Below are 12,731 nucleotides of genomic sequence, written 5' to 3'. Positions count from 1 at the left end.
CAAGATTCAAGAACAATCAACACATGTAGCCAGCATTATTTGAATCTGTATACCCTGTTTCGGCGTGTTGAATTCTATGGATTGAAGCGAGACCGTTCTTCAATTATTTTATCATTATTATTTAATTTTCATCAGGATGATTCATTATGTCGGACTCAAAACAGTCGATTGACCGGTTCGAGGATCTCTCTCGGCGTTCTTTTATACAAAGAGGAGGGATTGGCCTGGCTGGCTTAAGTTTGTTAGAGAACTTAGTGATTCAGGAACTGTCGGCCGCCCCTACTGCATCTCATCCAAAACCGGAAGCATTGAATCGTTTCCCGCGAATGGTACAGGAATACTTTGTTCGCAGGGTCAGAGCGCAGGAAGCCAAAACGATCCAGCGACTGGATGCTTTAAAAACCAAAGCCGATGCTGAGGAATATGTGCGTTTCGTGCAAAAACGAATTCGGGAAGCCTTTGGTCCTAACCCCGAACGCACTGCTTTAAATGCCCGTATAACGAAAACGACTGACCGTAACACATACACCATTAAAAACATTACGTTTGAAAGCCGCCCTGGTTTTCTTGTGACCGCGAATCTTTATCTTCCGAAAGACATCAAACAACCGGCACCGGCTGTCGTGGGGACTTGTGGCCACTCGCACAATGGCAAAGCAGAAACTGCTTATCAGTCGTTTTCACAGGGACTGGCCAAAAAGGGATACGTCGTTCTCATTTATGACCCGATCGGCCAGGGTGAGCGAGTTCAATACAGTGGTGACGATCTGAAATCAACAATTGGCGTCGGCGTTCGCGAGCATCTGCATGGCGGCAACCAACAATATCTGGTTGGCGAAAATCTGGCGATGTGGCGCGCCTGGGATGGGATTCGCGCATTGGATTATCTGTTAACCCGCAAAGAAGTCGATCCTAAACGGGTTGGTGTCACCGGTAATTCCGGAGGCGGAACGATGACTACCTGGTTATGTGGAGTCGAACCGCGGTGGACGATGGCAGCGCCCAGTTGTTTTGTCACAACATTCCGGCGGAATATGGAAAACGAACTTCCTGCGGACACGGAACAATGTCCGCCGAAAGTATTAGCTCTGGAACTGGACCATGCCGACTTTTTAGCAGCGCAGGCTCCGAACCCTGTTCGAATTTTGAGTAAGGAACGGGATTATTTTGATGTACGTGGTGCGCGCGAGGCCTATCTGCGATTGAAACGGCTTTATAAACTTCTAGGCAAGGCAGAAAATGTTTCACATTTTGTGGGACCAACCTATCATGGTTATTCGCAGGAAAATCGAGAGGCCATGTATGAATGGTTTAATCTGGCAAGCGGAATTTCTGACGAAACAAAAGAGCCGGAACTCACCATAGAGAAAGATGAAACACTCTGGTGTACTCCCAAAGGATCAGTGGCCGACGTTGGCTCCAAGCCAATTCATCATTTTACGGCTCATCGATCTCAGGAACTGGCAAAACAACGCAAACCAAAATCTGGCGCAGCCCTCATGTCGGCGGTCGCAGAAACACTGCGGTTGAAACATGTAGAGGGCACTCCCGATTACCGCATCTTGCGAAACCGGGGAGGCAAAAATTATCCCCTCAAAAACACCATTACTTATGCCATTGAAACGGAGCCTGGTATTCAGGCGATCGTCTATCGGGTTTCTGATGAGCGACTTTATTCCCGTCCACCTCAGGATGCAGGCAAACAGGCGACGTTATATATTTCACACGTTTCCTCTGATACGGAACTGAAAGAGGAACCACTTTTAAAGAAGGCCAGCCAGGAAAAAGGACGCGTCCTTTATACATGTGATGTGCGTGGAATTGGGGAATCACTGCCCGATACGACAAGCCCTAATTCATTCTTTACACCATATGGTAGTGATTATTTTTATGCAGCGCATGCCGTGATGTTGGATGATCCCTATCTCGGCCAAAAGACGTTTGACGTTCTACGAGTACTCAACTGGCTCTCCGCAAATGGACATACTGACATTCACTTGATCGGTCGAGGCTGGGGGGCATTACCGGCGACTTTTGCCGCCCTGTTTTCGCCACAGGTGAAACGGGTAACGCTGAAAAATGCACTGACATCCTTCAGTGAGATTGCAGAGACAGAACATTATGACTGGCCTTTATCTACGTTGATCCCGAACGTATTAACGACCTTTGATATGCCTGATTGCTATGCCGAACTAAAAGTTTCCAAAGGACTTACGCAAATTTCTCCCTGGGGAGCAAAAGGCGCTGACAGTTAAGAACAATGCCAAAGAGCCTTGCATCGACGGGTAGTGGCCCGTCACAATGGTGGTACCCACAATGAGGGGGCATTTTTCTTTTCTTCGAACAAGAAACTGGCAATATCGTGAGCAGCGACCCTACGATGGAATCTTCCGATCTGGAAGCCGTTGAAAAATTAAATCAGGCATATGAGCAACTGATGCAGGAAGTGAACCGAGTGATTATCGGTCAGCATCAGGTAGTTGAAGAGTTAATGATCTCTCTGTTAGCCGGCGGTCATAGCCTACTGGTAGGTGTACCTGGTCTGGCGAAAACATTAATCGTGCATACCCTGGCGGATACATTGAATCTGACTTTCAACCGCGTGCAGTTTACACCCGATTTAATGCCGGCTGACATTACAGGAACCGATGTCATTCAGGAAGATAAAAGTACCGGCAATCGTGATTTCAAATTTCTGCCAGGTCCTGTGTTTTCGAATGTGGTACTCGCCGATGAAATCAACCGGACACCTCCCAAAACGCAAGCCGCTTTGCTGGAAGCAATGCAGGAACATCAGGTCACTGCAGGAGGCCGAAAACACAAACTGCCTGTTCCCTTTTTTGTACTGGCAACTCAAAATCCGATTGAACAGGAGGGAACGTATCCACTGCCTGAAGCGCAACTGGATCGCTTCATGTTTGAGATTAAAGTCGATTACCCGAGCGAAGAGGAAGAATTTGCCATCGTGCGGCAGACGACGTCTGACGATTCCTATTCTGTTAAAAAAGTGCTGGAGATGGATGAGCTGTTATCATTTCAGTCTCTCGTTCGAAAAGTACCGGTGGCGGATCATATTATCCGCTATGCCATGCAATTTGCCCGTATGACACGCGTCCTGCAAGGCGATGATTCGAACTCTGATGATATCCCCGACTTCATACGCGAGTTTGTCAGTTGGGGCGCTGGGCCACGTGCCAGTCAGAATTTGATCCTGGGGGCGAAAGCGCGGGCCATTCTACACGGACGGATGTATGTGAGTACGGACGATGTGCGAGCAGTGGCACATCCTGTTTTAAGACACCGCATCATCACCAATTTCAACGCAGAAGCTGAGGGAATGACTCCTGATAAGATTGTAGACCGATTGATACAACTCATTTCTGTGGATTCCTCTCAGGAAAAACGTGATGAACGATTACCGCAAGTATTTAGATCCACAGACGCTCGCTAAAGTTCAGAATCTGGATCTTGCAGCGAGGCAGATTGTGGAAGGCTATGTCTCGGGCTCCCACAAGAGTCCCTTTCACGGCTTTTCTGCAGAGTTTGCACAACATCGAGAATATGCCTCTGGTGATGATTTACGTTATGTTGACTGGAAGGTTTATGCCAAGTCAGATCGCTATTATCTGAAACAGTATGAAGCCGAGACGAATTTCACCTGTTATCTCTTGCTCGACTGCAGCGAGTCCATGCGATACCGTTCAGAAAATGCCGCCCTTTCGAAGTGGGATTATGGTCGGTTGGTGGCAGCCGCTCTGGCATATGTGGTCATCAAACAGCAAGATGCAGCCGGGCTGTGTACCATCAATAATCAAATAGTCGATTTTCTCAGACCTGCAAGTCAGCCTACTCATTTAAAACAGATTCATTACACTCTGGAACATACAGAGCCTGCAGGAGAGTCAGGCTTAGGTAAGGTTTTTCATGAATTGGCTGAAAGAATTTCTCGCCGCAGTTTAATAATTATTATCAGCGATCTGTTTGATGATCTCGATTCCGTCATGCTGGGATTAAAACATTTTCGGCATCGAAAACATGATGTCAGTCTATTACAGGTCATTGATCCCGCAGAGCAGGATTTTCCATTTCAAGAGCCGGTCCTGTTCCGCGGTCTGGAAAACCAGCCCGAACAGATGGCGGAACCCCGCTCGCTGAAGAAAGCGTATCAGGCCGAATTTGAGAAGTTTTTAAAAAACGTACAGCGTGGGAGTCGAGACTTAAAAATGGATTATGCCCTGATCCGCACCGATCAATCACTGGATATTGCTTTATCTGCCTTTTTGTCACAACGACAGACTCGAATTAGATCTTAGAATTTTCTGAACTTCAAGCATATGACCGATATATTAATTACCCCCGTCTTTGCATTTGGATTTGCCAGCCCCTGGTTATTGGCTGGATTATTGACTGCTGGCATACCGGTTCTGATCCATTTGCTGCATAAGCGAAAGTTTATTGAGACCGAGTGGGCGGCAATGAAATTTTTGCTGATTGCCACAAAAAAATATTCGCGACGTGTCAGATTTGAACAGTTACTTGTCCTGCTGGTTCGCTGTCTGATTTTGTTGTTGTTGGCCATTGCTTTTTCGCGTCCCTATTGGTCTGTACAAGGGGCTTTCGTTGAATCAGCCGCTCCCGTGCATCGTATTTTCGTGATCGACGCCTCTTTCAGTATGCGCTGGAAAGGTGAAGTTCAATCGTTGTTCGAAGAAGCAAAAGAACTGGCAACCGCTCAGGTTTCGAGGTCAAATCCGGGAGATGCCTTTCAGTTAATTCAAATATCAAATTCTTCCCCACAAACATTAATTTCGCGACCTTCCCGCCAGCAGACCTATGTCATAGATGAAATTGCCCGCATGCGTCCCACGGAAGAATTCGGAAACGTGGAGCAGTCGCTGCAGACGGCTCTGGAATTTTTAGGACAGGCACAAGAGCTGGCGCAGAAGGAAGTGATTGTGATCAGTGATTTTCAGTCACGAAGCTGGTCATCGCGACAAACGGATCAGAGTAGTACAAGAATTCGATCTTTAATGGAAGCGATTTCAAAAAAGTCGACTCTCATATTAAAAGATGTTGGCCTCACAAAAGAACCCAATCTGGCTATTATTGACTTTTCCAGCAAGTCTGTTTTTGCCACATTGAATCAACCGGTTCGACTGGGAATCACACTGCATAATTTCAGTGAGTTGAGTCAGGAGAATGTCAATGTGCAATTGTTGGTCGATGGTCAACTTATCAATCAAAAACTGGTGAATCTCCCCGCTAATGCCGATACGCAAACTGAATTCACACATCAATTTACAAGAATTGGAGACCATCGTCTGGAAGTCAGACTCGCAGAGGATCTGCTGCCTTTGGATAATCGTCGTTGGAAAGTGATGCCTGTCAAAAAAGACATCCACGTCCTACTGGTAAATGGCAGACAATCCGGCGACTCGATGGGAAAGGCGACCGATTATCTTAAGCTGGCATTGTCCCCCTCGTTGAAGGAACAGCCGTGGCAAGGGATCATCAAACCACAGGTGATCAGCGAAGGTGAGCTCTCCAATACTGAATTAAGCCTTTATGACGCCGTCGTAATTTGTGACGTGGCTTTGTTTACTGAAAACGAACGGGATTTGTTAAAATCTTATGTAAAGAGTGGAGGGGGATTGATTCTCAGTCTGGGAGCACAAGTCAATGTGGATAATTACAATCAGACTCTTTTCCAGCCAAAGTCCGGACTAATCCCTTTAAAATTATTAAACCGTCAAGGTGACGCTCAAAAACATACCACTCTGTTTGAATTTGATCCTTTAAAATATCAACATCCGGTCATCGAAATTTTCAAAGGAAACCCGGATGCCGGTCTGGAAACGACACATTTGTATGAATATTTCCAGGCCGAGGTTCTTCCCGATCCCCATACGCGTTTGATTTTAAATTATGACACGAATGACCCTGCGATCGTAGAGCGCACATTGGGACGCGGCAAGGTCGTTCTGATCACAACGTCATTAGACCGCCAGTGGGGTACGTGGGCGATCTGGCCGAGTTTTCCTCCTCTGATGAACGAACTGGTGCTTTATGTATCCACTGGAAAATGGGGTCGACGCGATGCTCAGATTGGTCAACCATTGGAAATCATGACGCTTGAGAATCAAATTGCTTTTTCTCCGAAAATGATTGCACCTGACCAAAAAGAATTTCCATTACAAAGTGCACTCGACAGAAACACTGACTCTAGAACGATTACTTTCAATCAGACATTCCAATCCGGAATTTATGAGCTGGACTGGGAAAAGTCTGCTTTAGAGAAAACACTTTATGCAGTCAATGTTTCTCCGCGGGAAAGTGATTTGAAACATATCGGGCCACAACTCATTCCACCAGAATATTTTCGCAGACAATCTGGCACTGCAAGTGTATCGAACGAATTGTCTGCTGATCGAACATCGCATGCCGGTTTTTCTGAAATCCTGCTGTTTACCGTTTTAGCATTGATTGTAGTAGAACAGTTATTACTGTGGCGTTTTTCCATCGGCGCACTTTCGTTTCTAGCGGTAATGTTCCTGAGTTGTCTGAGCTTCTTTTTCCAATGATGATTCATGGTGAGTCTACAATCAGAGAACCTGATATAGTATAATATTCAACCGGAGAGCATGATCCGTGTCTTAAATGAGAGGAAAACCATACAGCAATGAGTTTGAACAAGAAACAGAAAAAACAAATTGACGTGGCGCGTCAAAAAATTCTAAAGTTGCGTCAGCGTTTAACAGGAGCGAAAGAACAAATGGACGATCCTCAGGAAGTAAAAAATCTTGAGCAGGAGATCGCCACTCACGAGCAGGCCATTAAAAAAATTCAGGAAGCTTCCTGAGTCATTAAATTATTAACGCTAGAGAGATATCTCAAGAAAACTTGTCTTTCATTGATTAGAGTTCGTATCGCACCATAAAGTCTTCATCGTGTCTATTTCGCAACCTCCTACAATCATTGTTGTTCATCCCAAGGAACGAAAAAGTAAATGTACGGTACAGCCGTTGCGCGCACGAAGTGATTTTCTATTCTGGAAGTATCCGAGAAAAGAGCCTGACAAATTGACTGGATATGTCCGATTGGGAATGGAAGGTCCACAGATCAGTGAAGCGGACGCTGCTTCAGGACTGCTGGTTTTGGATGGTACCTGGCGATTGGCAGAAAAAATGGAACCTGCATACGAAGAGCTCCCCGTGCGTAGCTTGCCAATCTGGAAAACCGCTTACCCGCGCGTTTCCAAGCAGTTTGATGATCCCGCAATCGGCTTGGCGACCATCGAAGCGATTTTTATTGCCTACCAATTAATGGGTTATAATACGGAAGGATTGTTGGACGGATACTTTTGGGCTGATGAATTTTTAAAACTAAACCGTGATCTCATAAGATAAACAAAGTTGCTCGTTTAAACTTCCGTTTCAATCAGAGCTTCTTCCACAGTCACAGTCTGATAAGTATGCACGATCTCTCTGAGTTTCTCTCGATTAATAGGTTTTGTTGTATAATCATTGCAACCTGCTGCAACGCATTTTTCGCGATCACCGCTCATGGCATGGGCCGTCAATGCAATAATTGGCAATTCATATCCCGATTCTCGCAACATTCTGGTGGCACCATAACCGTCCAAAACGGGCATCGACATGTCCATCAAAACAACATCGAAAGGTTTTCCATTCTCCAGCGCATCCATTGCACGTCTGACAGCAATTTCTCCATTTTCCGCCAGCATCACTTTTGCTCCCTCTTTTTTCAGTAATGTGCTGATCAATCGTTGATTATCGGGACCATCTTCTGCGAGTAGTACACTACAGCTGCCTTTCAGTTTTTCCCTGGAGGCCCCTGAGGCAGGAGTTTTCTCTTGGTTGCTGACCGAAATTGCTTTCATCGCAGCCAGCGGATCTTCATGAAACTGGATGGATTCCAGGTCACCGATAGTGATTGTCAGAATGAATGTCGTTCCTTCATCAGGAACGCTTTCGCAAACCAGAGCGCCGCCCAGCATTTCGGAGAGTCTTTTACTGATGGCTAAGCCCAGCCCTGTACCACCGAATTTACGCGTTGTGGAAGAGTCTGCTTGAACAAAAGGTTGATACAAATTCTTTATTTGATCTGACGTCATGCCAATCCCAGTATCCTGAATTTTGAACTGTATCATTGGCTTGTCAGATTCTGAATTGAGAAATGAAGTTTCCAATAACACTTTTCCGCCATCAGGTGTGAATTTGATGGCATTACCTACTAGATTGATCAGTATCTGTTTGAGTCGAGTTGGATCACTTTTAACCCGATCAGGTATCTTTCCATTGAATGCGAGATCGAATTGAAGTTCCTGGATTTCTGCGCGAACGCTCATTAATGATTGAACTTCATTCAGTTTCTCAATCAGGCAAAAGTCAATTGTTTCGATCGTCAGTTTTCCCGATTCAATTTTAGAAAGGTCGAGAATATCATTGATGAGGTCGAGTAAATAATTTCCATTTCTCTTAATAACATCAAGTAATTTCAAACTGGCCGGTCGACACCAGCTTTCTTCAATCAGTAAATCCGTGTAACCCATTACCGCGGTCATCGGAGTTCGTATTTCGTGGCTCATATTTGCCAGGAACTCACTTTTGGCACGCGATGCTGTCTCTGCGTCCTTGTTGGCCTTTTTCAAGCGTGAAGCTTTTTCTTCCAGTTCTCCACGAGCTGTTTCCAGGTTGTCAGTCCTATCCTTGAGTTCATTGAGCGCCTGGTCTCGAATTTCAGAGACACGGTTATATTGTTTAGCAATTAATCCGACGTCACTATGTTCATCAAGATCCTGGATGGGACTGGAATCGCCCTGAATATGGTGTTCCATTGAACTGAGTAGATCATACATTTCTGTTGTCGCACCGTGTTCAGCCATATTCAGGCCGATTTCCTCTTCCTCGGGAGTCGCTCTGAGACGAACGAATTTACTCGCGACTCGTAATGTGACCCAACAGAATGAAAAACACCAGATGAAACAAACGACACAGCCTAATAATTGGATTGAAAATTGTTGAAATCGTGTCTGAGTGAGAAATTCTGCTGGTACAAAAAGTGCAACAGCAAGCGTTCCCCAAACACCGGCAAACCCATGCACTGGGATTACGCCTATGGTATCGTCCAGCTGATATCGCTCTAATAGCCAGGTGCCGCATTCCATTACAATGGCAGCGACGATGCCGATCATTGCTGCGGAGATGTGTGAAATCACATCGCAACTGGCGCTACTGGCGACAAGCCCTGCCAAAAGGCCATTCAGAATATTTTCAATCTCAATATTCTTACGTTGATAGAATTGCCAGATCAACATGGTGGATGCACCAAAGGCCGAAGCAAGAAATGTATTGATCAGGATTGATGGAACATGCGATGTGAACCCAAATTCGCTACCACCGTTGAAGCCAAACCAACCAATCCAAAGAATAAACACACCCATTGTTGCCAATGTCAGGTTATGACCTTTGAATTTGCGTGCGCTTTGTTTTTTGTCGAATCTTCCAATGCGAGGGCCAATGATCACAACGGATGCCAATGCTGCCCAAGCACCTAATGAGTGCACAACAGTTGAACCACTAAAATCTTTGAAGCCTAGAGACTCTAGCCATCCGGGAGCTTTACCTGCAAAGTGACTGGTCCAAACCCAATGCCCGAAGACAGGGTAAATCAATCCTCCCAGTACAATCGAAAGTATCACATACGCAGTGAACCGCATTCTTTCTGCAGACGCTCCGGATGCAATCGTGGCTGCTGTCACACAGAGCATGAGCTGGAATATGAAAAAAGCCGATAAGAAATTGTCGGTTCCCGAATTCATATAGGGAAAATGTGACGTTCCAATCAAGCCTCCCGTAGTTGTTCCAAACATCAGTCCGAAACCAAATATCCAGAAAAGAATGCCGACGGTACTGACATCGACCACATTTTTAATAGCAACATGTATACTGTTTTTTGATCGGGATAAACCAGATTCCAGACAGCAAAATCCTGCCTGCATAAATAGTACAAAAATACTACAGATGAGAATCCAAACAATATCGATTTGTTGATGCAGGTCCATTGTTATTTCTACTCATAAATCGTGAATGTCGACTGTTGTCGATTTGTTACTTTCAAGATTGCTTTTCCCTCAGATTGAATTGATCCATCAAGAATCTAAGGCCAAGAATCTAAGGCCAAGAATCTAAAGCTTTTTAATCTCGTAATACCAGGTACGCGAAGCTTATGTTTTTTTTAGTAAACATGTGGCATTAAATTAACAAATTCGCATTGATGTTCATTGAAAGCAGCGAATTGAATGCCATGCCTGTACTTGAGGTGTAAAGTAACCCGCGCTTTGTTTAGATGAACAAAAATCGATTCCATATAAACCAGGGTGTAAAAAAGGTTTGCTGGCAGGAACTTAACACACTCACCATGTTTTGGGACGAGATGTTAAAATTGCTACATTCCCTCAGATCTTTCCTATCTCACTGGCCGGAACTTTGGGCTCAAATTATATATGTTGTTTAGCAATTCATCAGTCAATCTGTGAGAAATATGCTTCGAAGATCTTACGGAAGAGACATCCATTTCGGGTTCCAGATTTAAAATAAACCATTTTCTGATTTCGAATTTGTTCCTGTCTTAATGCAATTTTCTGACCATTTTGCAACAAGAAAATCAATCAAGGCCTAGAATGAGGCTGAAGGGTCTGCATGCCGTTTTCCAGTACGGAAGAGAAGCCTGTTTACGTTATCAAATCTGTTCTGTTACTTTCTGGCTCGCATTCCTTGATTATTATGGTTGGCTTGTTAACGTTGAGAAGATTTGCGCAAAAATCCGTATTGCAGCCAGAAACTAATGAACATTTGCTGTTAAGGTGAAGTGAAAAAGTGCCCAGAAGAGACGATATTCATAAAATTTTGATCATAGGTTCCGGTCCGATTGTCATTGGCCAGGCTTGTGAATTTGACTATTCCGGAACTCAGGCTTGTAAGGCCTTACGAGAAGATGGCTATGAGGTCGTGTTGGTGAATTCCAATCCCGCCACGATCATGACTGATCCGGAAACCGCTCATCGAACATATATTGAGCCGATTACCTGGCAATATATCAAAAAAGTAATCGAAATCGAAAAGCCTGATGCCCTGCTGCCAACCTTGGGTGGACAAACCGGCTTGAATGCCGCCATGGATCTCGCGCGGCGAGGAATTCTCGATGAATTGGGAGTCGAACTGATCGGCGCCAAGGAAGACGTTATCGCCAAGGCGGAAAGTCGAGACCAATTCAAAGTAGCCATGACAAAAATCGGGCTAGATTGTCCACGTAGTTCCGTTGTCCATAATATGGAAGAGGCCCGTATAGCTCTTGAGGACATAGGCCTGCCGATCATTATTCGAGCCAGTTATACGCTCGGCGGAACCGGAGGCGGAGTTGCCTACAATCGCGAGGAATTCGAAGAGAAAGTTCGTAGTGGACTCGCCCTCTCCCCGGTCAATGAAGTGTTGCTGGAAGAATCCATCCTTGGATGGAAAGAATATGAGATGGAGGTCATGCGCGATCAGGCGGATAATGTCGTCATCATTTGCGCAATCGAAAACTTCGATCCGATGGGCGTTCATACCGGCGACTCCATTACCGTTGCACCAGCGCAAACTTTGACTGATAAAGAATATCAATTGATGCGAGATGCCACGATCGCCTGTATGAGGGAAATCGGCGTTGAAACAGGCGGCTCCAATGTTCAGTTTGCGATCAACCCCGATACAGGCCGCATGACGATTATTGAAATGAATCCTCGTGTGAGCCGTTCCAGTGCGCTGGCATCAAAGGCAACCGGATTTCCCATCGCTAAAATCGCTGCCAAGCTCGCTGTGGGATATCATCTCGACGAAATACGCAATGATATTACACGCCAGACATTGGCCTGCTTTGAACCAACGATCGATTATGTCGTCACAAAAATTCCGCGATGGACATTCGAAAAATTTCCTGATGCTGATCCTGTTTTAACCGTACAGATGAAATCGGTCGGCGAAACCATGGCCATCGGGCGTACGTTTAAGGAATCGCTCCAGAAAGCACTACGTGGACTGGAAATTGGTCATTTTGGATTGGGCGGCGGTAATAAGGATCTGTGGGGAACAGCTAAGGAACCCTCCAAAGATAAAATTCAGTCCAAGCTCTCCGTGCCTAATGAAGATCGCATCTTCTATGTACGCTATGCCTATAAGTTCGGTTTGACGACTGAGCAGATTCATGAATTGAGCGATATTGATCCCTGGTTTTTGCATCACATCAAACAACTGGTCGATTTTGAAGACGAAATTCGTCAGTTCTCTCGCTTAGAAGACATGGAGTTTGCTTCCATGAAAAAAGCGAAGCAGGCTGGCTATTCGGACAAACAACTGGCGTTCTGGCTGGACTCAACTGAAATGGATGTCCGCCAATATCGTAAGGGACTGGGAATAGAGGCCACTTTCAAACAGGTCGATACATGTGCCGCGGAATTCGAAGCATATACACCTTACTTTTATTCCACCTACGAACAGGAAGATGAAACGCCCGCCAATCCGGAAAACAAACGCCGCATCATGATTTTGGGAGGGGGGCCCAATCGCATTGGTCAGGGAATTGAGTTCGATTACTGCTGCTGTCAGGCTTCTTTTGCATTGCAGGAGTTGGGAATTGAAAGCATCATGGTCAATTCGAATCCCGAAACCGTT

Annotated in this window: 8 protein-coding genes; 7 read left to right on the top strand and 1 reads right to left on the bottom strand. The window is 45.4% G+C overall.

Features of this window, described 5'->3' with window-relative positions; all coding sequences use genetic code 11:
- Positions 1-146: 146 nt before the first annotated feature.
- The 6 genes from Q0668_RS02950 (at position 147) to Q0668_RS02925 (ending at position 7,406) form a co-directional block, all read left to right on the top strand.
- The gene (locus Q0668_RS02950; RefSeq protein WP_298859765.1) at positions 147-2,255 is read left to right on the top strand and encodes an acetylxylan esterase; all 2,109 of its coding nucleotides are present in this window, start codon (positions 147-149) and stop codon (positions 2,253-2,255) included.
- A gap of 125 nt (positions 2,256-2,380) precedes the next feature.
- Positions 2,381-3,451 carry a MoxR family ATPase gene (locus Q0668_RS02945; protein WP_298859802.1) on the top strand — a complete coding sequence of 357 codons (1,071 nt, stop codon included), beginning with the start codon at positions 2,381-2,383 and terminating at the stop codon, positions 3,449-3,451.
- The gene (locus tag Q0668_RS02940; protein ID WP_298859763.1) at positions 3,408-4,313 is read left to right on the top strand and encodes a DUF58 domain-containing protein; all 906 of its coding nucleotides are present in this window, start codon (positions 3,408-3,410) and stop codon (positions 4,311-4,313) included. Before Q0668_RS02945 ends, Q0668_RS02940 begins: the two co-directional genes overlap by 44 nt.
- Positions 4,314-4,334: 21 nt before the next feature.
- The gene (locus Q0668_RS02935; protein ID WP_298859761.1) at positions 4,335-6,581 is read left to right on the top strand and encodes a BatA domain-containing protein; all 2,247 of its coding nucleotides are present in this window, start codon (positions 4,335-4,337) and stop codon (positions 6,579-6,581) included.
- A 98-nt stretch (positions 6,582-6,679) separates the two neighbouring features.
- Positions 6,680-6,859, top strand: a complete 180-nt coding sequence (locus tag Q0668_RS02930; protein WP_298859759.1) for a hypothetical protein — start codon at positions 6,680-6,682, stop codon at positions 6,857-6,859.
- Between the two features lie 88 nt (positions 6,860-6,947).
- Positions 6,948-7,406 (top strand): hypothetical protein, encoded by a 459-nt coding sequence (locus tag Q0668_RS02925; protein ID WP_298859757.1) that lies wholly within the window; start codon positions 6,948-6,950, stop codon positions 7,404-7,406.
- 14 nt (positions 7,407-7,420) lie between these two features.
- Here Q0668_RS02925 and amt read toward each other — a convergent pair whose 3' ends face one another.
- Complete coding sequence (gene amt / locus Q0668_RS02920; RefSeq protein WP_298859755.1) at positions 7,421-10,084, bottom strand: ammonium transporter; 2,664 nt, start codon at positions 10,082-10,084, stop codon at positions 7,421-7,423.
- Between the two features lie 814 nt (positions 10,085-10,898).
- Here amt and carB point away from each other — a divergent pair.
- Positions 10,899-12,731: carbamoyl-phosphate synthase large subunit (gene carB, locus Q0668_RS02915; protein WP_298859753.1), on the top strand; the 1,833-nt coding region annotated here is incomplete at its 3' end.

The organism is uncultured Gimesia sp., assembly GCF_937910335.1.
Lineage (GTDB): Bacteria > Planctomycetota > Planctomycetia > Planctomycetales > Planctomycetaceae > Gimesia.
This window is presented reverse-complemented; position numbering and strand designations above follow the sequence as displayed.